The sequence below is a fragment of the Paenibacillus sp. FSL W7-1287 genome, assembly GCF_038004245.1.
Lineage (GTDB): Bacteria > Bacillota > Bacilli > Paenibacillales > Paenibacillaceae > Pristimantibacillus > Pristimantibacillus camelliae.
The window spans coordinates 4378487-4401003 of the sequence record NZ_JBBORD010000001.1 but is presented as its reverse complement, the minus strand read 5'-3'; the positions used below and the strand labels follow the sequence as shown (position 1 = coordinate 4401003).

Below are 22517 nucleotides of genomic sequence, written 5' to 3'. Positions count from 1 at the left end.
GTGACAACCTGCTTTAGGCAGGTTCGTTAATGCAAGAACGTTATGCGTAATTAATACTGATATATCAAAAAAGTGGTTCAGAAAGTAGAGGTGGTAACACTTGGATGGGATCATCAATGAAATACTAAGCAACTTGAAACAGATATGCTTGGATTTGAGACCTGATTCTAAGATAAATAAAGTAGCTTTCAACCAAGTATATCAGTTGTTAGAAAGCCATCGAATAGAACTAAAGAAGCTTGAAGTTGTCCCTGCAGATTTTGCAATGGGGATACTGTATACTTCATTTTCACTAATACACCAATGTAATTATTCTAAATCTAAAACTGAATTAGGGAATGAATGCAGGATGTTCTATCAATCAATTTTAAGAACGTTTGATATAGAAATCGAAATAAGTGAATTGAATGATGAATGGATCAAAAGTAAATTTAAAGAAGAAAAAAAGGAAGTAAGGATAAACGATTTTATTAGATTGATAAAAACTTTGTATGAATTAAAACTGAAGGACGAAAATGAAGAATTAATACCGGTTATTAATAAAGCAATGACAGAATTAATGAAGTAATCTCGTAAGTTCTGCCAGGAAGGCATTAACTACGCATAACACAGCATTAACGCATCGTCGCATACGCTCCTTGGTCACTGGTGATGCTTTTGGCAGAGAAGTAGATTCACGTGACAACCTGCTGTGCGCAGGTTCGTTAATGCAAGAACGTTATATGAAAGGGGCGAAGAGCTTGAACTCAATTTTAGTAGATTCAAGCGAAGTAGAATATTATACGTATCTTGGTCCAATATTTGAAGCCATTCAAAACAAGCAGAATGATTATAATTGGCTAATAACAGAATTGAATACTAATTGGATCCCTGATAATTTTCTTAATTATTTTGATCAGTATACGATTTATGAGGGCTATTGGGATCCTGAGAATAGATATTTGATATCAGGAACTCAACTAACAAAATTGATTAAAGATCATAAAATTCAATTCATTTGGGGAGTACTATCAGGCTTTAATAAATCAGAAAAGATTGATATTAATTCTTTGGATGTTGTTCCCTTCGCTGATGGTAATACAGCATTTTGGGAAGTGGGAGTTTCAGTTCAACATCCTAAAGCAGAAATTGAAATTATATGTTGGGATTCAACATTAACCCTTCTAATTAGTAAGGATCAATCAATAGTTAAAAACTTTAAGGAATATTTTAAAGAAGCGAGAGATCTTGATGAATACAATATAAAAGAATAGTTTCCAGAAGTATCGAGGAAGTTGCCCCCATCATATAACACAGCATTAACGCATCGTCGCATACGCTCCTTGGTCACTGGTGATGCTTTTGACAGAGAAGGAGATTCATGTGACAACCTGCTGTGCGCAGGTTCGTTAATGCAAGAACGTTATGTGACATAATCGAAAAACGAATGTTAAGTAGGCTCTTGACAGAGAAGTAGATTAAAACCGAATGGTTGAGAAGGCTTTTGGCAGCGAAGCAGATTAAACCAAATGGTTGAGAAGGCTTTTGACAGAGAAGTAGATTAAAAACCGGATGGTTGAGAAGGCTTTTGGCAGCGTAGTAGATTAAAAACCGGATGGTTGAGAAGGCTTTTAGCAGCGAAGCAGATTAAACCAAATGGTTGAGAAGGCTTTTAGCAGAGAAGCCGATTAAAAACCAGATGATCGCGCAGGCTTTTGACCGAGAAGTAGGTTCAAAAAGCGATGGTTTGAAAGCAATGAGCAGGAAGCGATTACGTCACATAACACAGCATTAACGCATCGTCGCATGCGCTCCACGGTCACTGGTGATGTGTTTGGCAGTGCAGTAGATCCATGTGACAACCTGCTGTGCGCAGGTTCGTTAATGCAAGAACGTTATATGCCAGTGACAATCCCGAAAAAAAGTTTAGAACGTATATCGTCCACAACGTCCTGTTGTTGAAGTGAATTCGATTTAAAGATTAGTTAGTTAAAGGCGTTAAAAACTGGAAACACATGTTAAAATATAATCATCAATGATTCATACGATAGTACCCAAGTATGGAAAAGACGTAGTTATGAAGTGAACTCGGTGATGTTCGCAGGCGCGGATTGAAAAGATTTGATTACGAAGCAGACTCGATGATGTTCGCAGGCGCAGATTAAAGACTTAATTACGAAGCAGACTCGGTGGCGTTCGCAGGCGCGAATTGAAAGCCGTATTCGAGAAGCAAGGTTGTTATTAATTCATTATCTACATAAAAAGAACAAGTTTTTTGTTTTCACTGTAAGAGTCCACAAAGAGGCTGAAGTTTGAAGCCAAATCCTACCGAAGAAGTTAACCCCATAAATAAAAAACACAAGTGTATTTAGGAATTGATTAAAAAGCATGAGGGACGCCGTCCATGGCTTAATTCGAAGAAGCCGGGATCGCGCCAGCATATAACACAGCATTAGCGCATCGTCGCATGCGCTCCTCGGTCACTGGCGATGTATTTGGCAGAGAAGGTTATTCATGTGACAACCTGCTATAGGCAGGTTCGTTAATGCAAAAACGTTATACAACATCCCGCAATTATTAAACCATATGAGGTAGTTTATGCTAGAGAAAACAAATGCAAGAGTTTATCTAAGAATATATGGTGATAGTTTTCCAATTGATTTATTAACAGAATTACTAAAAATACAACCTACCCAAGCATACAGTAAGGGAGAAGAAATAATTAGAAAACCCAATCCAAATGTTATTTATAGAGGTAAACATTATAGACAAGAGTCAGCATGGGAATTAAGCACAGAATATGAAGAAACATATGATTTAGAAAAACCAATAGATGAAATATTAATACGATTAAAAAACAAAGAAGAAATAATTAAAGATTTTTGTAAGGAATATGATTTAAAGTGTCATTTTATGATTGTGATTGTAATCAAAAATGGGGAAACGCCATCTATAGTTTTAAATAAAGAATTAATAAGTATAGCGAATTACATAGAAGCAGAAATTCATTTTGATTTGTATGCTCACCCATATGAGTCTGAATTTGATAGTTAATACGAAGATGGCGGGACGTCGTATAACACAGCATTAACGCATCGTCGCATACGCTCCTCGGTCACTGGCGATGCTTTTGGCAGAGAAGTAGAATCATGTGACAACCTGCTATACGCAGGTTCGTTAATGCAAGAACGTTATGAGAAATTCCTGAAACATATGAAAGAAAAAGGTAAAGTGACTTTAATGATTAATTTAATAGAATATAAAAATCGACAGGAAATAATTAATTTACTAGCTGAATGTATGTATCCAGATGAAGAGCGAGTAAAACGAGTATACGAGCAATATAATAATGATGAATCAAGAATTTTATTTGGAAAAATCAAGAACAATCAATTAGTCGGAATTATCGGAATTATATGGTTATCGAAGTGCGAAGTTGAATTAAAACATATATCAGTGAAATCAAGCAATAGAAGGCAAGGACTAGGAAAAGAAATGATTAATGAATTTATAGAAGAAAATCATATAAAGAGGGTGGAAGTGGAAACAGATAAAAACGCAGTGGATTTTTATAAAAAGATCGGATTCAATGTAACAAGTTTAGGCGAGAAGTATCCTGGAGTAGAAAGATTTAAATGTATTAAAGATTGTTGTTAAGAGTAATTACAAGAGGTCAGGAACTTCTCATAACACAGCATTAGCGCATCGTCGCATACGCTCCTTGGTCACTGGCGATGCTTTTGGCAGAGAGGTAAATTCATGTGACAACCTGCTATGCGCAGGTTCGTTAATGCAAGAACGTTATCAGAAATCAGCATAAAGAGCGGTGAAGAGATGAAAAGAGGAATTAGTTTTGAAATCCCTAATGAGTATGGGAGATTTCTAGAAGAGATTCTGAAACCATTGGATGTAACAGCATTTGATTGGTTTGTTGGGGGAGAAGAAGCCTATATTGTGACAGATAAGGGTCTTTCAAATCCACTCTTTCCAGAAATGGTTTTAGGAATGAAAGGAGAAATCCTGAAAGATATCATTGAAAATAATAAGTACTACTTAATATTTGCAGATCTAAAGGCTTATCCAAAAGGAACATATATAACCGAAATTAATACTTATAAGGAATATCTAGATTGTGATTGTCAACTATCATTACTTGTAATTGATAGTTCTTATATATCCATTTACTGTAAAGAATCTGAACTACTCGAGGATCTTTATGAGAATGCAAGGATAAGTGGATTTAATCCACTTGAATATATAACAGATGAGAATGATTTTAGAACTGGCTTATCAGTGTGGTAATGAATTGCTAAACATTGATAGTTTTACTTAGAAGTCGCTGACATCTGATAACACCGTGTTCACGCATCGGGGGACAAGCCCCCTCGGTCTGGCAGAGGGATTTCGGGGAAGCTGTAGCAGCCAGACACATCCGCACCGACTAAGCGCATCGCGCCCGGTCACTACTTGACCTTAAGTCGGTGGGACGTCGTGAACACAACAACGTTATATGCCAGTGACAATTCCGAAATGGTTTAGAACGTACCTCGACCACAACGTCCTGTTGTTGGAAGTCGATTCGATTTAATTACTCGAAAAGCAAAAGATTAGTTAGTTAAAGACATTAAAAACTGGAAACACATGTTAAAATATAATCATCAATAATTGATACTATAGCAAGTTCAAGAAGCAAGGTTGTTATTAATAAATCATTTAAAAACCCAAAGAGTACAAGTTTTTTATTTTCATTTCAAGAGTCTACAAAGAGGCTGTATCTTGAGCCAACTCCTACCGAAGAAATTAACCCCATAACTAAAAGACACAAGTGTATTTTGGAATATATATAAAAACATGAGGGACGCCGTCCATGGCTTAACACGAAGAAGCCGGGATTGCACCAGCATATAACACAGCATTAACGCATCGTCGCATGCGCTCCTCGGTCACTGGTGATGCTTTTGGCAGAGAAGTAAATTCATGTGACAACCTGCTTTAGGCAGGTTCGTTAATGCAAGAACGTTATATGCCAGTGACAATCCCGAAATGGTTTAGAACGCACCTCGACCACAACGTCCTGTTGTTTGAAGTCAATTCGATTGAATTACTTGAAATGCAAAAGATTAGTTAGTTAAAGGCATTAAAAACTGGAAACACATGTTAAAATATAATAATCAATGATTGATAAGATAGTACCTGAGTATGGAATTGAAAGACTTATTTACGAAGTGAACTCGGTGGTGTTCGCAGGCGCGGATTAAAAATAGAGTTTCGAAGCGGACTCGGTGATGTTCGCGGCGCGAATTGAAAGACGTAGTTCAAGATGTATGGTTGTTATTAATTAATCATTTGAAAACCCAAAGAACAAGTTTTTTGTTCTCACTGTAAGAGTCCACAGAGAGGCTTAGTTTGAAGAGCCAAATCCTACCGTAGATATAACCCCCATAAAAAGACACAAGTGTATTTAGGTATTGATTAAAAACATGAGGGCCGCCGTCCATGGCTTAACTCGAAGAAGTCGGGATTGCACCAGCATATAACACAGCATTAACGCTACGTCGCATGCGCTCCTCGGTCACTGGTGGTGCTTTCGGCAGAGAAGTAGATTCATGTGACAACCTGCTTTAGGCAGGTTCGTTAATGCAAGAACGTTATATGCCAGTGACAATCCCGAAATGGTTTAGAACGCACCTCGACCACAACGTCCTGTTGTTTGAAGTCAATTCGATTGAATTACTTGAAATGCAAAAGATTAGTTAGTTAAAGGCATTAAAAACTGGAAACACATGTTAAAATATAATAATCAATGATTGATAAGATAGTACCTGAGTATGGAATTGAAAGACTTATTTACGAAGTGAACTCGGTGGTGTTCGCAGGCGCGGATTAAAAATAGAGTTTCGAAGCGGACTCGGTGATGTTCGCGGCGCGAATTGAAAGACGTAGTTCAAGATGTATGGTTGTTATTAATTAATCATTTGAAAACCCAAAGAACAAGTTTTTTGTTCTCACTGTAAGAGTCCACAGAGAGGCTTAGTTTGAAGAGCCAAATCCTACCGTAGATATAACCCCCATAAAAAGACACAAGTGTATTTAGGTATTGATTAAAAACATGAGGGCCGCCGTCCATGGCTTAACTCGAAGAAGTCGGGATTGCACCAGCATATAACACAGCATTAACGCTACGTCGCATGCGCTCCTCGGTCACTGGTGGTGCTTTCGGCAGAGAAGTAGATTCATGTGACAACCTGCTTTAGGCAGGTTCGTTAATGCAAGAACGTTAGACGTAATGCGAAGGTTAAAAACTATATGATGGTTAAAAGCCTTTTCTAAGGAATGTTCCCACACGGGAACTGATTGAGGTTAAAAGCATTTTTCTAAGGAATGTTCCCACACGGGAACTGATTGAGGTTAAAAGCATTTTTCTAAGGAATGTTCCCATACGGGAACTGATTGAGGTTAAAAGCACTTTCTAAGGAATGTTCTCACACGAGAACTGATTGAAGTTAAAAGCATTTTTCTAAGGAATGTTCCCATACGGGAACTGATTGAGGTTAAAGCACTTTTCTGAGGAATGTTCTCACACGAGAACTGATTGAAGTTAAGGGCGTTTTTATCTAAGGAATGTTCTCACTCGAGAACTGATTAAAGTTAATAGATTTTGCAATAGTAATTCGAAGGAGGCACTCCGTCTAACACAGCATTAGCGCATCGTCGCATGCGCTCCTAGGTCACTGGTGATGCTTTCGGCAGAGAAGATTATTCATGTGACAACCTGCTGTGCGCAGGTTCGTTAATGCAAGAACGTTAGGCGAAATTATTCTAAAGGATGTTATTTATGTATATCAAAGAAATAGCATGTGAAATGAAACAAAACCATGAAAAATCTTTGGAAGCAAATAAGTTAATGCTAGAACAGTTCGAGAAATTTTTACTTGCTGGTCAGATCCCAGATAACCTCCTTTCACATCTGACACTTTATTTTCTTACTAAGTTCCATAAATCAGCACTTTCTTTTCGATTATTAGTGATTACGGGTTTTGACGAGGATGCAAGTGTTATTTTACGAACGCTTGTAGAAATCGCTATTACTCTTGGTTATATTTCTAATAAACCCGATGAAAGAGCTGATAGATTCATAGAGTACGAATATATAAATCAGTACAGGCTATTACAAGTTATAGACAAGCATTTTTTTGATACAGTTATTGACAGTGAGCGTAGAAATCAAATTTATAATGACTACGAAAATAATAAACACCATTATAGGAATAAAACACAATGGTCAGATAAGAGTATCGCGAAAATGGCAGATGAAATCGGAATGAGTTTTTGGTACGATGCAGTTTACAAATTTGATTCAAGCTATGTACATTCAAATATTAGTGCTACAAGAGGATTTATAAAAGATGGAGTTGACGGATTGTTATTAGCTGTTGGTCCACAAGTATTTAGTGCAACAGACATTATTTCTAAAGTGTGTGAATTATCTAGAATGATTTTGTATACAGGTTTTAATAATATTGGAGTAGACACGACTGAAATGATTGAAACATGGAATAAAGCACAGGAATTGATTAAAGGAGAATTTCGTTTGCTTCACAATAAAGAGAATAACTTCGCCTAACAGAACATTAACGCATCGTCGCTTGCGCTCCTAGGTTGAAAGAGGTATCTACAACGGAGTATGCTCATCAACACAGACACCCACCTAAGATAAGAGCTTTCTAAGGTGGGTGTCCGTCGTTAATGCAAGAACGTTATATGCCAGTGACAATCCCGAAATGGTTTAGAACGTATCTCGTCCACAACGTCCTGTTGTTGAAGTGAATTCGATTTAGAGATTAGTTAGCTAAAGGCATCAAAAAATGGAAGCATATGTTAAAATATAATCATCAATAATTGATATGATATTACCCGAGTATGGAATAGACGTAGTTACGAAGTGAACTCGGTGATGTTCGCAGGCGCGGATTGAAAAGATTTGATTACGAAGCAGACTCGATGATGTTCGCAGGCGCAGATTAAAGACTTAATTACGAAGCAGACTCGATGATGTTCGCAGGCGCTAATTGAAAGCCGTATTCGAGAAGCAAGGTTGTTATTAATTCATTATTACATAAAAAGAACAAGTTTTTTGTTTTCACTGTAAGAGTCCACAAAGAGGCTGAAGTTTGAAGCCAAATCCTACCGAAGAAGTTAACCCCATAAATAAAAAACACAAGTGTATTTAGGAATTGATTAAAAAGCATGAGGGACGCCGTCCATGGCTTAATTCGAAGAAGTCGGGATCGCACCAGCATATAACACATTCATTAGCGCATCGTCGCATACGCTCCTCGGTCACTGGTGAAGCTTTCGGCAGAGAAGTAGATTCACGTGACAACCTGCTGTGCGCAGGTTCGTTAATGCAAAAACGTTATGAGAAATTCCTGAAACATATGAAAGAATAGAAAAAAGGTAAAGTGATTTTAATGATTAATTTAATAGAATATAAAAATCGACAGGAAATAATTAATTTACTAGCTGAATGTATGTATCCAGATGAAGAGCGAGTAAAACGAGTATTGGAGCAATATAATAATGATGAATCAAGAATTTTATTTGGAAAAATCAAGAACAATGAATTAGTCGGAATTATCGGAGTTATATGGTTATCGAAGTGCGAAGTTGAATTAAAACATATATCAGTCAAATCAAGCAATAGAAGGCAAGGAGTAGGAAAAGAAATGATTAATGAATTTATAGAAGAAAATCATATAAAGAGGGTGGAAGTGGAAACAGATAAAAACGCAGTTGATTTTTATAAAAAGATCGGATTCAATATAACAAGTTTAGGAGAGAAGTATCCTGGAGTAGAAAGATTTAAATGTATTAAAGATTGTTGTTGAGAGTAATTACAAGAGGTCAGGAACTTCTCATAACACAGCATTAACGCATCGTCGCATTCGCTCCTTGGTCACTGGTGATGCTTTTGACAGAGAAGCTGATTCATGTGACAACCTGCTATAAGCAGGTTCGTTAATGCAAGAACGTTAGATGAAATCTTCAAGTGCTATTAAAAACTTTAAAAATAAAAAGAAAAGGAAATTTTAAATGACATTCAATTTGTATCATTACTTTGATAAAGACGTTGGTCCGTTCAGAAACTTATCCAAACTAACAATTGAGGAAGCAGAAGAGGTTTCAAACCGAATTAAGATAGACGGAAAGGCTTTTGCAAGTCGAAGATCAAATGATTATATGAGTATTAGAAGAGAATTGGAAGCCATAGCCCGCGAGCAATTCATTGCCAAGGGGGGTAGACCCTATAATAGATTTCCGCATTACATGACATTGGAGTCTTGTGATTGGTTATTGTCGTGGTATAAGAACCCGGGTCAAATTGTAATTTCATGGGAAGAGTTGTTAGAAGAGACAGTTAGTTTTACATACGGAGATTTGTTCCCCACAATGAGATATGAGGATGGCAAACCCTATCGGAAACAAGTCTACACTAAAAGTGAAATCAAAGAAATAATAAGTCAGTATGGATTTCCACAAGAATGGAATTCGAATGGGTCTCACGGACCAGAGAGATATATTGAAGTTCAGGTATGGGATGAAGAAGTAATAAAACGGTTTTTGAATGATTGATTGAGGGATGAAGACTTCATCTAACACAGTATTCACGAGTCGGGCATATGCCCTTGGTCACTTTGATGCTTTTGGCTTAGTAGTAGATTCAGTGACAACTTCCTGCGGAAGTTCGTGAATACCTAAACGTTAGATGAAATCTTCAAGTGCTATTAAAAACTTTAAAAATAAAAAGAAAAGGAAATTTTAAATGACATTCAATTTGTATCATTATTTTGATAAAGACGTTGGTCCGTTCAGAAACTTATCTAAATTAACAATTGAGGAAGCAGAAGAGGTTTCAAACCGAATTAAGATAGACGGAAAGGCTTTTGCAAGTCGACGATCAAATGATTATATGAGTATTAGAAGAGAATTGGAAGCCATAGCTCGCGAGCAATTCATTGCCAAGGGAGGTAGACCCTATAATAGATTTCCGCATTACATGACATTGGAGTCTTGTGATTGGTTATTGTCGTGGTATAAGAACCCTGGTCAAATTGTAATTTCATGGGAAGAGTTGTTAGAAGAGACAGTTAGTTTTACATACGGAGATTTGTTCCCCACAATGAGATATGAGGATGGCAAACCCTATCGGAAACAAGTCTACACTAAGAGTGAAATCAAAGAAATAATAAGTCAGTATGGATTTCCACAAGAATGGAATTCGAATGGGTCTCACGGACCAGAGAGATATATTGAAGTTCAGGTATGGGATGAAGAAGTAATAAAACGGTTTTTGAATGATTGATTGAGGGATGAAGACTTCACATAACACCGCATAACGCTACGTCGCATGCGCTCTTCGGTCACTAGTCATGCTTTTGGCAGGGAAGTCTATCCACGTGACAACCTGCTATACGCAGGTTCGTTAATGTAAAAACGTTATGTGAAACCCCGAAATACATTTTTTGAGGTGAAGTCATGGAAGCAATTCGAATATTGGTCCCTGAAGATGCGGAAACATTCCGCGATATTAGACTTGAAGGTCTATTTGAATCACCTGATTCATTCGGTTTGACTTATGAGGAGTATCTTAATCGAGATATTGAAGTTATTAAAAGAGGATTAGAAGCAAAGTCTGGTAGTTTTACTCTTGGTGCTTTTGATTCGAGTAGTCAATTAATAGGGGTAATTGGATTTGTACAAGAACAATCCATCAAGTTTAAACATAAAGGTTTTGTATGGGGAATGTATGTAAGATCAGGATATCGAAATCAAGGAGTAGGTAGACGCCTCGTAGAGCAGGTAATTGAGCAAGCTAAACAGATAGAAGATCTTGAACAAATTAATCTATGTGTGGTTGTAGGTAACGAGAATGCAAAGAGCTTATATGAATTGATTGGATTCCATGTATATGGAATGGAGAAAAGAGCTCTCAAACATAATGGTAAATACTATGATGAAGAACTAATGACTTTGTGGTTGTAAATCTAAAATGTCGGGGCATCACATAACACAGCACTAACGCATCATCGCATGCGCTCTTTGGTCACTGGTAATCTTATGACAGAGAAGTAGATTCACGTGACAACTTGCTATGCGCAGGTTCGTAATGCAAGAACGTTATATGAAAGAGTCGTATACAAATCCGTATTGCATTTCAGAGGAGAGATATGAAAAAAACTCTATTTATAATAGTAGGACTGATTATAGTTGGTTCAATCTTTTATTTGGATTTCTCAAGTAAATACTCGATTGATAATAATATATTTGAAATTGAGGAGGAAATTGAAAACCGACTAGAAGCTGACATCGAAATTAAGAAATCTCAATTAACTAATAATAAATTTCATTTTGTTTTTGATATGAATGGAGTATTGGGATCTGGAGAACTAAGAAGAGGCTGGAATAACAAATATAAATTTGAATATGTAGGACATGGGACAAATTCGATAAGAGAAAGAATAATTAAAACCAACAAAGGACAATATTTGAAACTTGCTGGTCGAAACATTGAAAACATCGGAAAAGTCAAAGCTTATATTGATGATGAGATATATGAAATTGATGTTCCCGATGGAGAGTACTTCTTAGTATTAGAACCAGTTAAGGAAACAGAGCTTGAATTTACAAAAGCAAAGATCATTTTTGATAGAAAAGGAAATGAAATGAAATATATAGAATAAGCCTACCTGAAGAGTAATCCGATGAGGGCGTGACTCCATTATATAACACAGCATTAGCGCATCATCGCATCATCGCATCATCGCATACGCTCCTCGGCCACTGGTGATGTTTTTGGCAGAGAAGGTGATTCACGTGACAACCTGCTAAGTGCAGGTTCGTTAATGTAAGAACGTTATGCGAAACCAGAACCAGAAAGGAGAGTGACGAAGTGCTCACCCTCAGACTAACAAAAGATCTGTTGAAAGATATGAAGACATTACCGATTGAAGTTGATAATGCTCCTAGATTATTGAGTTGGCATGTGAATATATACAATTTGAATAAACGAAAACACATTGTCTTTGTGAATGATATGACGAGATTATCTATCATTATTAATGGAGTAAGAACCGGTCAGTTAGAGAGATTGAAAGAGAAATTTCTAGATACTCTTAAAGACTACCTACTCAGAGAAGGTGTTAATAAGGCTCACATTATTGAATACTTTGAATTTTGCAGTGAAATCGTTATTTCAAAGACAAATAATCGAAGTGTTTTAGGAACAATGAAAGAAGTTACGTTCTTTGTTGAGGATGATTTTAAGAGTGACTTTGAACGGTTAAAGTGGTTAAACAGATTCATTCATAAACCTATAGACTACCAGGAACCAATTAAACTATTTAAGGAAGTTTTAAAGGATCCTAATAACTATAATACGTTGTAAGTAACTCGAGGTGGCACTGGCATCGCATAACACCGCATTCACGCTGCGGGCCGCTGTCGCGCCCCTTCCTCCGACTGAGGATTTTCGAGGGAGTGGAAGCAGGCGGACAACCCTGTACTGGCTAAGTCCGTCGGACCCGCTTGCTTCGCTCACTTAAGCCTTTCGGGTTCGTTAATGCAAAAACGTTATCGGAAATTGCTACAAAAATATTGAGGTGTTTCGATGAAGCAAAAGAACCCAAAGCAAATAAGAATTCTATCGTTTTTTTTAATAATAGAATCCTTAATATTAATTGGATTACTTACATTAAGTTATTTTTTATATATGGATCATGTAAACACTAAAATTTTTATTGATGATATCACTGATTTGATACTCTTGTATTTTATGAACTTTATGCTTTGGTTAAATGAAGTGTATAAATTTACAGAATTTAACAATAGAGAGATAGCTATTGGAATCGGTTTATTACTCTTTGTTGCTTTTGTCCTTTCTGTAAAAAATGTCCGGGGACTAATTCCAAATCTTATAAGGTCAGCTCTAGACCGAAAATTAATATACTGATATATTTCAATGATCTTATATTTTATTGGCTTAATTTATATTCTGAATCAAATTGGTTTTTGGGAGGTTAGATTATTAAAGGATTCAGTAATATGGTACTTAACTGTAGCATTTGTAACTACTTTTAGATCCACAACAAAAGCAAGAGATTTAGGCTTCTTTTACTTATTTTTGAAAGATAATATAAAAATTATCGTAGTTTTTGAATTTATTATGAATATGTATACATTCTCTGTGTTAATAGAATTCATCTTAGTCTTCGCGATAACATTTTTTTCTATACTTATTTCTTTTATCCATTCATCTCCTAAATATCAGGACAAGAACAGCAAAATATTAAAGAACTTCTTTAATACTTTATTATCAATATTGGTCTTAACGATTTTTATTAACTCTGTACGAAAATTTATTTTAGAATTTGAAAACTTGATAATTCTTGATGTATTGAAGGATGTAATGTTACCCATTGCATTGTCGCTTCTTTTTGTATTTTATATTTATGCTTTTGTAGTAGTGGTATCATATGAAACATTATTAATGGGGATTAAAAGACTTAAGACGATCCAAGATAGTCTTCGACCGAAACTTATATTAAAAGTTTTGATATTTTGCAACATTAATATTGTTAGAATCAAGAATTTTATTCATTGGAGTGGGGTTTTCAAAAATTATATAAACAATGACCAAGATATTAAAAACTTATTTAGAAGGTATAAGGAAACTAAAGAAATCAAGCGTAGTCAAGAAGGTAGCAACTTCAGTTAACACTGCATTAACGCATCGTCGCATGCGCTCCTCGGTCAATGGTGATGCATCTGGCAGAGAAGCTCATTCATGTGACAACCCTGCAAGGCTAAGTCTGTCGCCCCGTTGCGCTACGCTCTACTCAAGCCTTTCGTGTTCGTTAATGCAAGAACGTTATATGAAATAACAGGATTCTAAATTGAATGACCAGAAGTGTATTTTTTATACATGTAGAGTATAATGTAAGTAAATGGATTTGAGGTATTTTGAATGAGACTTGAGGAGAAATTAGTTCAAGATTTTTTAAAACTAACCCACGAAAAACAACTAGAAGTAATTGATTTCGTTGAGTTTTTGAATAGAAAGAATGACCAACAGATTGAAAGCTTAATGGACAGCATCATACATGAAAATAAAGAAGCACTTGATGAGTTAGCGAAATAATGAAGACAATGACAATAACTATAGAACAACTTCTACATTTCCATAAAGATTATTAACCAACTAGTGGAAGTGATGGGATTAGAGATCGATGAATGATTGTGAGTGCTATTGGTCGAGCATTTGTGACTTTCGAAGGGCAAGATTTATACCCTGATGTATATAAAAAGATCGCAGTAACAACACACGCTTTAATAAAAAACCACGGATTTGTAGATGGAAACAAGCGAATAGGTATTGCAACCATGATTTAACTACTAAAATTAAATGAAATAAGAATTGAATATACTCAGAAGGAATTAGTTGATTTAGGTACTGGCATAGCAGAAGGTAACTTAACTGAAGTTGATATTGAACTCTGGATTAAAAGACATCAGGTATAAGAGCTTGGTGTCTTTTTGTATTTCAAGGAGTCCGTTACTTCGTCTAACACCATATTCACGCATCGTCGCATACGCTCCGCGGTCACTGGTGATGATTCTGGCTGAGAAGGAGATTCATGTGACAACCTGCTGTGCGCAGGTTCGCTAATGCTAGAACGTTAGCAGAAATCATCGAGAACATATAATAAATAACTTTTGAGAAAGAGAGGTGCTTTATGGAAAAGATTCACCCACATTATTATTTAGGAGCATTGATTGGTTTGGTTATAGGTTACGTAATATCAAAGATTTATCAAATATGGGCAATTGTATATCGTGAGAGTAATTTTGACCCTCATATGATAGATTCTTTGGAGACTAATTCACCACCACTTTGGATTACAGCAACTGAAAACCCAAACTTGTTTTCATTTTGGGTTACTTTGATATATATCATTGTCGGTGTTATTTTTGTGAGAATATTACATAAAAGAAAAATAGCTAAACATGATTAATCGGTAACATCGAGCGAATGTTTTGATTATCAATTTAAAATAACATAAACGAAAATTAAGTTAGATTAAAAGATCGGATATAAAGGCGAGTTAGTGCAATTATATCATCAATTCGGGAAAGCTAGGGACTTCTGCTAACACCGTATTCACGCATCGTAGCCTTTCGGCTGCTCGGTCTGCCCGTTGCAATCCGGAGAAGAGGGTTCAGGCAGACAACTCTGCGAGGCCAAGTCCGCTGGACCCGGTGCCTTAAGCCTCTCGGGTTCGTTAATGCAAGAACGTTAGGTGAAACCACTTGCGAAAGTGATAACCAGGGGAGATTTGAAATGAAAAAATATATTGTAGTAGTTTCTATAGTTGTGATTACATGCCTGTTGGTAGGATGTGAGGCAAACGTAAATAATACGATTAATAGTAATGAAAGGAATACTAGCCAAACAAAAACTAATAATCATATAGTTATTGATGCCATTAGCTTGTTAGATGAAGAATACTCGATACTAAAAGCAGCAGGTACAAACAATTCGATGGTTTTTCAAATTAGTTTAGGGAATGTAAATGTACAAAAAATCAACTATTGGATTGATTATTATAGAGACGGGGAATTGTTCGAAACAATATTGAATATGGGAAGTCAAGTTCCAGAACTATCTGAATCTAGAGAGTATAGGTTGTATCTAACAACAACTGGAATACATTCTAGTCAAGAAATATGGACGTTGGCATTAAGAGAAAATGGAAACGTTAGTAGTGGGCAATACGAGAATAAGATTAACGAATTTGATAGTACAATGACTCATCCATTACATGAAATATCAACAGGAATAAATGAAATTACTGATTTAGGAATGATCATAAGAAATAATGGGAAAGACCATATGGCATCAAGCAATGATATAAAGAGTGTTATTAAAGAAAATCAAGAAGTATATGTTTTAAGATGCAAGTTTGATTGAGGGAAGGGGCATCGCCTAACACCATATTCACGCATCGGCCATTCGCCCTCGGTCGCCGGGAGGTATCTCAGGGAAGGGAAGTCAAGCGACAACCCTGCACTGGCTAAATCCGTCGGACCCGCGCAGTCGCGCTTAAGGCAGTGAGGGTTCTTAAATACAAGAACGTTATAAGAAATGGGGCAATGCGATTGAAACCAATAAAATAACCTCCACAAGAATTGATAATATTATAGGAGGTAGTGAAGCATGATCAAAGAGACAAATATACAAACAGATAGACTAATTATTAGACCATATCAAGAGAGTGATCTCTTGGAAGCCTTTCACTTGATGCAAGATAAAGAGTTATTCCAATTCTTGCCAATGGATGTTATGCCTTTGGAAGAATACAAGGATCTTTTTAGTTGGTTAATTAGTTGCTATGAAGTTAACTTTACAGCAGATTGGTTTAAGTATTCATTTGTAATCACGGATAGAGATACCGGACGTCATATTGGATGGTGTGGAGTTGGATGCTTAGATTTTAGTCACAATTGTAAAGAAGTGTTTTATCTAATTGGTAAGAATTATTGGGGTCGAGGATATGCGACAGAAGCACTTCAAGGACTAATTGATTATTGTTTTAATAATCTTAGATTGAATAAACTGACCGCAGTAGTAAAGCCAGAAAACATATCATCTAGGAAAGTACTAGAAAAATTAGGGTTTAGTTATGAATATACGGTTTCAGAATTGCCGGAAGAATTTGAATTTTATAACGGAGAATTGTTCTATTCAATAAGTAAGGATACCTAATTTTCTCGTAAAGCAAAGCTTCGATGGCCCCCACATCTTATAACACTGCATAAACTCATCATCGCATGCGCTCCTGGTTGAAAGAGGTATTCACAATGAAGCAAGCTCACCAACACAGACGCCCACCTAAGATAAGAGCTATCTAAGGTGGGCGTCCGTCGTTAATGCAAGAACGTTATGAAACCGACGAGAAAGTTAAAAAACCTTGAAAGGATGTTTTAGACATGCCACATCTAATTGGCGACAGAATTGCTCTTAGGGAATATCGGATTTCGGATTTAGATAGTATAAGCCAATGGGTTAATGATCCTGAAATAACTAACACTTTATCTGATGTTTTCTTGTATCCTCATTCAAGGAATGAATCAGAGACTTACTTAAACGTGATAATGGAAGGAAAATCTAGTACCAAAAGTTTTGTCATCGCAGAAAAAGACTCTTTAGAATACATCGGTCAAATAGATCTATTTAACCTTGACTGGAAGAACCGATTTGCTGTAATGGCTATCGTCATAGGGAAAAAAGAATATTTGGGTAAAGGATATGGCAGTGAAGCAATTCGAGTATTACAAAAGTTTGCTTTCGAGGAATTAAATTTAAATAGAATAGAACTTGATGTCTATGATTATAACGCTCGAGCCTATAAATGTTATCTTAAATGTGGATTTAAGGAAGAAGGAAGAATGCGACAAAAACTATTTAAAAATGGCCGATATCGGGATGTCATTAGAATGGCAATATTGAAAGAAGAATTTGAAGAACTGCCTTGTAAGTGAATCGATGAAGTCATCGGCGTCATATAACAATTTGTTCTTGCATCGGGGCATACGCCCCTTAGTCACGGTAGTTAAGTTCGGAAAAGTAATTGCCGAGACACATCCGCACCGACTAACCGCATCGCTGTCGATCAATTTATCGTTCGCTTAACTCGGTGGGACGTCGTGAACACGGAAACGTTATAAGAAATCATCGCAAAATTTCATAAAACAATATCTGATAGGAGAATATCATGATAGAAACAAATAGATGTAGATTATTTAAATGACAAGACAGTGACTATGATGAATTGAAAAAACTATATACAAATCATCAAGTCAGAAAGTATCTCGGAGGAGCAATTGATGATGAGATTCTATTAAGGAATAAGTTCGAAGAAATTTTAGGAATCTGGAGCAATACCTATGTTAACTATTGGGTTATCAGATTAATAGCTAATAATGAATTTATGGGTCTCGTGACATTGGATAATTATCATGATGGAAAGAATATTGAAGTATCCTATCAATTTCTACCAGAATGGTGGGGCTCTGGATATGCTACAGAAGTACTCAAAACAATAATTGATTATTCATTTAAGGAATTGGGACTTTTAAGATTAGTGGCTGAAACACAAACAGCAAATATATCGTCTTGTAGACTCTTAGAAAGAGTCGGAATGATATTAGAAAGTAATCTATATAGATTCAATGCGAAACAATCTCTATATAGTATTGAACGTAAAATTTAAGTAATACTAGAAAGGCTATGATTATGACATCACATAACACAGCATTAGCGCATCGTCGCACACGTTCCTCGCATACTGTGATGTTTTTGGCATTGAAGTTGACTCAAGTGACAACCCTGCAAGGCTGAGTCTACGACCCGTTGCGCTACGCTCCACTTAAGCCTTTCGGGTTCGTTAATGCAAGAACGATAGCTGAAATTACTACGAAGAAAGAGGGGAAGCAATGAAGGTAATAAATCTATCTGAAAGTGAGTATGTCATTAATGAGTTTTCTCTTGAAGAGATAGGAACAAGAAAATTCTGTGTGTTTGATTTTGAAGCAACTGGACCGGATCAGTTGAATGATTTTATAACGCAAATTGGAGCAGTGATACTTGGTAAAGATGGTTTAATAGTTGAACAATATAAGACTTTCGTACGACCACCAAAACCAATACCTGAACTCATTGAAAAACTAACCGGCATCTTTAACAAGGATGTGGAAAACGCTCGTTCCTTTTCAGATGTTATAGATGAATTCTTTACTTTCTTCAGTGGATGCGTATTAGTAACACAAGCTGGATATGAATATGATCTCCCACTCTTACTCGAAGAGTGTAGAAGAAATAATAAACCACTGGAAGCTCCCCTAGTAATAGATACGAAAGCGCTGTTTACATACTTACACCCAGAATATACTGAAATTGTTTCAACTAACTCTTTGATTAGTTATTATATGATCGATGATACGGACATTCAAAGGCATGACGCATTGGGGGACAGCATTCTAATATCGCGAATTTTTAACAAGATGATGGATGAATGCTGGGACAAGGGTATTGATCAGATTAGATTCAATAATTTGAAAGTAAAGAAAGTAAGGCTTACACCTTTGGAATAGTAGATTAGAGACGGTAATAACTTCAGCTAACACCGCCTTAGCGCATCGTCGCATACGCTCCTTGGTCACAGGTGGTGCTCTTGTGGAGAAGCTAATTCATTAACCCTGCAACACTGCAAGGCTCTAAGTCTACGCCCCGTTACGCATGCGCTACACTTAAGCCTTTCAGGTTCATGCAAAACAATTATAAAAGATAGGAAGTGTTACTCGATGGAAACGAAACGTGAAGAAAATATAAATGCTTCAAAGCCACTTGGGATATAAGGTTTTGGAGGCTGGCTTATTCTTGTTCAAATTGGAATTTTTGGGACATTAATTTTAACAGGTATACAATTGTTCATTTACTCAATTCCAACATTGAACTCTGAGACATGGTCTATGTTAACATCAAGAGAATCTGAATTTTATCACGAATTATGGGGGCCATTAATTATATTTGAAGTAATCTATAACACTTTATTAATTGGATTTTGTATTTATGTATTATTCACTTTTTATTCTAAGAAACGTATGCTTCCTAAACTAATGATCATCTTTTACGCTGGAAGCTTATTAATAGGTGTAATTGACTATATTCTAATGCAAATGATCCCTTTAGCTAAGGAATTAGAAGATGGTAGTTCTGTTAGAGATTTATTTCAATCTACTTTGATATGTTTAATTTGGATACCTTATTTTTTGAAATCAGTTAGAGTGAAAAACACGTTTGTAAGATGAATCAGGCATTAATATCGTATAACACTGCATTAATGCATTGGGACATTCGTCCCACGGTCAGCAGAAGCTTTTGGTAGAGAAGTAGATGCTGCTGATAGGCCTGCGAGCCTAAATATATCTATCCGTTCCGCTTTGCTTCACTTAAGGCTCCTGGGTTAATTAATGCAAAGACGTTTTATGAAATGGCTGATATATCAAAAACCTTTAGGAGAGAGAATAATGAAACTTTGTATTATAGGAATTAGAGATAACTCAAATTATGTTGAACAAGCAATTAAATATTTTACTGACTGTTGGGGAATTGATGAAAGAATTTATCGAGATTGTATTACTCACAGTTTAACAACCCAAAGTAGTCTTCCTCGTTTTTATTTAATGCTTGAAGGTGCTCGAATAATAGGAGGATATGGATTAGTAACGAATGATTTTGTAAGTAGACAAGATTTATTTCCATACTTATGCGCACTATATATTGAAGAAGATATGAGAGGGAAGGAATTAGGATCCGTATTGTTAGAACACGGTAGGAAAGAAACAAAAAAATTAGGGTTTGATAAGTTGTATTTATGCACGGAACACAAGGGATATTATGAAAAGTATGACTGGAAGAAAATCGGTGAAGGCTATCACCCTTGGAATCAAACTAGTCAAATCTATGAAGTAGATACATTCTAGTGTAAGGATACCATAGAAGCCAGCATATCTTATAACAAAGCATTAACACACCGTCGCATGCGCTCCTCGATCATTGGTGATGCTTTTGGCAGGGAAGCTTATTCATATGACAACCTGTTATGCGCAGGTCCGTGAATGCAAGAATGTTATATGACATTCGGAAGAACGGGTGAAAATACCATTTATCAGAAAGAAATATCAATCGAAGTTTAGAGATACCAATCCATTATGTCCTAAAAAATTTTAGGAGGAATCTATAGAATGGCATTAGAGAAAATTGATGTTTCAAAAATTATGGCTAATTACGGATTTCATGAGGTTAATGAATTTCAATTAATTAGTCAGGGATTAAATGATACCTATTTAGTATCAATAAAAAATGATAATCAATTTATTTTAAGGGTTTATCGACCAAAGTGGAGGAATGTTAATGAGATTAATTTCGAGTTAGAACTTTTAATGCATCTTCAAAGAAAAGGTTTTTCTTTATCCACACCAATTTCTAAAAAAGATGGGACCCTAATAAATGAAGTCATAGTAAATGGGATTAACAGAATTGCTGTATTATTTACCTTTGTGCAAGGAGAACCCTTTTTAGTAAATGAAGAGAATAGTTATTTGTTTGGAAGAAAGGTAGCACAATTCCATACGTTAACCGAAGACTTTCAAAGTAAATATGATCGATTTGATATAGACTTAGAGCATTTGATCGATAGACCTCTCATAACCATTAAACCGTTCTTAAAACAACGTCCCTCTGATTGGATATATTTGAAAACTCTTGGAGAGAAACTTAAAGAACAAGTATTAAAATTATCCTTAAATCATTTAGATTGGGGTATTTGTCATGGGGACTTAGGTAATGGAAATGTTCATTTCTACCAAAAGAATTTAACTTTCTTTGATTTTGATTGCTGTGGAGTTGGATGGAGAGGCTACGATATCGCAGTATATAGATGGGATACAAAAAAAAGTGGGGAGCCTAATAGTGAAGAGGATAAAATATGGGAAGCATTTCTTAAAGGATATAAGGAAATAAAACATTTAAGAGCAATAGATTTGAATATTGTCCCTTTGTTTGTTTCAATACGACAACTGTGGTGGATGGGGTTACATATGAGTAATGGTGATGTTTGGGGGTTAGATTGGATAAATGATGATTATTTCGATCGTACAATACAATTTTTAAGGGAATGGGAATCCAATTATTTGGTTTAAATAAACAGGAGAATTTAATTATGTCTAGACTTTTAAGAATCCATATTATAGGTTCAACGGGTAGCGGAAAAACATATCTCGCTCAAGCTTTGTCAGAGAAGTTGAATATAAAATATTATGAACTAGACACAGTAATGTGGAGTAGTAAAGTGGAATTCGCCGGAAAGAATTCTCCAGACGTAAGGGATAAATTATTACATGAAATAATTGATAATGATAGTTGGATTGTAGAGGGAGTTTATTATAAATGGCTTTCCGATAGCTTTTCAAGAGCAGATATAATTTATTACCTGGATACTAATGTTATGATTCGACACATCAGAATCATTATGAGATTTATTAAACAACGAATAGGCGTCGAAAGATCTACATACAAGCAAACATTAGGAGGTCTGATAAAAATGCTCATCTGGAATCATAAATTTAATAATACAAACCGCAAACAAATCTGTAGTTTCTTAGCCCCCTATAAAGTTAAAGTAAAAGTATTAAAAACCAACAGGAAAATTATTAGATCACTAGAAGAAGGCAAGTGACATCACATAACACAGCTTTAATGCATCGTCGTTCAAAGCCTAGGTGTTGATCCTTCGAAGGAAGGAGAATTTATGGAGAGCTGATTCACGTGACAACCCTGCAAGGCTAAGTCTACCGACCCGTTACGCTACGCTTCACTTAAGCCTTTCGGGTCCGTTAATGCAAGAACGATATATGAAATG

General features: G+C 35.9%; 24 protein-coding genes and 2 pseudogenes. All 26 read left to right on the top strand.

Translation table 11 applies throughout. The features are described 5' to 3' along the window. Positions 1-100 precede the first annotated feature (100 nt). The 26 genes and pseudogenes from NSQ99_RS20165 (at position 101) to NSQ99_RS20050 (ending at position 22334) form a co-directional block, all read left to right on the top strand. Positions 101-568 (top strand): hypothetical protein, encoded by a 468-nt coding sequence (locus tag NSQ99_RS20165; protein WP_340838706.1) that lies wholly within the window; start codon positions 101-103, stop codon positions 566-568. A 139-nt stretch (positions 569-707) separates the two neighbouring features. Beyond that, complete coding sequence (locus NSQ99_RS20160) at positions 708-1253, top strand: hypothetical protein (RefSeq protein ID WP_340838705.1); 546 nt, start codon at positions 708-710, stop codon at positions 1251-1253. 386 nt (positions 1254-1639) lie between these two features. Beyond that, the gene (locus tag NSQ99_RS20155; protein ID WP_340838704.1) at positions 1640-1774 is read left to right on the top strand and encodes a hypothetical protein; all 135 of its coding nucleotides are present in this window, start codon (positions 1640-1642) and stop codon (positions 1772-1774) included. Positions 1775-2577: 803 nt separating this feature from the next. After that, the gene (locus NSQ99_RS20150; RefSeq protein ID WP_340838703.1) at positions 2578-3033 is read left to right on the top strand and encodes a DUF4279 domain-containing protein; all 456 of its coding nucleotides are present in this window, start codon (positions 2578-2580) and stop codon (positions 3031-3033) included. A gap of 126 nt (positions 3034-3159) precedes the next feature. Beyond that, complete coding sequence (locus NSQ99_RS20145) at positions 3160-3636, top strand: GNAT family N-acetyltransferase (RefSeq protein ID WP_340838702.1); 477 nt, start codon at positions 3160-3162, stop codon at positions 3634-3636. 177 nt (positions 3637-3813) lie between these two features. Beyond that, entirely contained in the window at positions 3814-4281 is a 468-nt protein-coding gene (locus NSQ99_RS20140) for a DUF2691 family protein (RefSeq protein ID WP_340838846.1), read from the top strand. Positions 4282-6814: 2533 nt separating this feature from the next. Further along, positions 6815-7603 carry a DUF5677 domain-containing protein gene (locus NSQ99_RS20135; RefSeq protein ID WP_340838700.1) on the top strand — a complete coding sequence of 263 codons (789 nt, stop codon included), beginning with the start codon at positions 6815-6817 and terminating at the stop codon, positions 7601-7603. Positions 7604-8450: 847 nt separating this feature from the next. Then, positions 8451-8867: a GNAT family N-acetyltransferase gene (locus NSQ99_RS20130; RefSeq protein WP_340838699.1), complete on the top strand. Its 417-nt coding sequence runs from the start codon at positions 8451-8453 to the stop codon at positions 8865-8867. 205 nt (positions 8868-9072) lie between these two features. Further along, entirely contained in the window at positions 9073-9612 is a 540-nt protein-coding gene (locus NSQ99_RS20125) for a hypothetical protein (RefSeq protein ID WP_340838698.1), read from the top strand. Between the two features lie 190 nt (positions 9613-9802). After that, complete coding sequence (locus NSQ99_RS20120) at positions 9803-10342, top strand: hypothetical protein (RefSeq protein WP_340838698.1); 540 nt, start codon at positions 9803-9805, stop codon at positions 10340-10342. 173 nt (positions 10343-10515) lie between these two features. Next, positions 10516-11022, top strand: a complete 507-nt coding sequence (locus NSQ99_RS20115; RefSeq protein WP_340838697.1) for a GNAT family N-acetyltransferase — start codon at positions 10516-10518, stop codon at positions 11020-11022. Between the two features lie 185 nt (positions 11023-11207). Beyond that, complete coding sequence (locus NSQ99_RS20110; RefSeq protein WP_340838696.1) at positions 11208-11720, top strand: hypothetical protein; 513 nt, start codon at positions 11208-11210, stop codon at positions 11718-11720. Between the two features lie 209 nt (positions 11721-11929). Then, entirely contained in the window at positions 11930-12424 is a 495-nt protein-coding gene (locus tag NSQ99_RS20105) for a DUF6933 domain-containing protein (RefSeq protein ID WP_445670534.1), read from the top strand. 222 nt (positions 12425-12646) lie between these two features. Next, positions 12647-12988, top strand: coding sequence for a hypothetical protein (locus NSQ99_RS20100; RefSeq protein WP_340838694.1), 342 nt, complete (start codon positions 12647-12649; stop codon positions 12986-12988). 1014 nt (positions 12989-14002) lie between these two features. Beyond that, positions 14003-14176, top strand: coding sequence for a hypothetical protein (locus NSQ99_RS20095; protein WP_340838693.1), 174 nt, complete (start codon positions 14003-14005; stop codon positions 14174-14176). A gap of 92 nt (positions 14177-14268) precedes the next feature. Beyond that, the gene (locus NSQ99_RS23280; RefSeq protein WP_445670533.1) at positions 14269-14427 is read left to right on the top strand and encodes a Fic family protein; all 159 of its coding nucleotides are present in this window, start codon (positions 14269-14271) and stop codon (positions 14425-14427) included. A 344-nt stretch (positions 14428-14771) separates the two neighbouring features. Continuing rightward, complete coding sequence (locus NSQ99_RS20090) at positions 14772-15050, top strand: hypothetical protein (protein ID WP_340838692.1); 279 nt, start codon at positions 14772-14774, stop codon at positions 15048-15050. A gap of 326 nt (positions 15051-15376) precedes the next feature. After that, positions 15377-16006: a hypothetical protein gene (locus tag NSQ99_RS20085; protein ID WP_340838691.1), complete on the top strand. Its 630-nt coding sequence runs from the start codon at positions 15377-15379 to the stop codon at positions 16004-16006. Between the two features lie 246 nt (positions 16007-16252). After that, complete coding sequence (locus tag NSQ99_RS20080) at positions 16253-16801, top strand: GNAT family N-acetyltransferase (protein ID WP_340838690.1); 549 nt, start codon at positions 16253-16255, stop codon at positions 16799-16801. Between the two features lie 224 nt (positions 16802-17025). Continuing rightward, positions 17026-17577, top strand: coding sequence for a GNAT family N-acetyltransferase (locus NSQ99_RS20075; protein ID WP_340838689.1), 552 nt, complete (start codon positions 17026-17028; stop codon positions 17575-17577). 284 nt (positions 17578-17861) lie between these two features. After that, a pseudogene (locus NSQ99_RS20070) lies at positions 17862-18308 on the top strand (GNAT family N-acetyltransferase); the annotation flags it as partial. A gap of 223 nt (positions 18309-18531) precedes the next feature. Beyond that, positions 18532-19188: a 3'-5' exonuclease gene (locus NSQ99_RS20065; protein ID WP_340838688.1), complete on the top strand. Its 657-nt coding sequence runs from the start codon at positions 18532-18534 to the stop codon at positions 19186-19188. A 279-nt stretch (positions 19189-19467) separates the two neighbouring features. Continuing rightward, positions 19468-19905: pseudogene (locus NSQ99_RS23275) on the top strand (DUF2569 domain-containing protein); the annotation flags it as partial. 219 nt (positions 19906-20124) lie between these two features. Further along, complete coding sequence (locus tag NSQ99_RS20060) at positions 20125-20580, top strand: GNAT family N-acetyltransferase (protein WP_340838687.1); 456 nt, start codon at positions 20125-20127, stop codon at positions 20578-20580. Positions 20581-20841: 261 nt separating this feature from the next. Next, positions 20842-21798, top strand: a complete 957-nt coding sequence (locus NSQ99_RS20055) for a phosphotransferase (protein WP_340838686.1) — start codon at positions 20842-20844, stop codon at positions 21796-21798. A 20-nt stretch (positions 21799-21818) separates the two neighbouring features. After that, entirely contained in the window at positions 21819-22334 is a 516-nt protein-coding gene (locus tag NSQ99_RS20050; protein ID WP_251667111.1) for a DNA topology modulation protein FlaR, read from the top strand. Positions 22335-22517 lie beyond the last annotated feature (183 nt).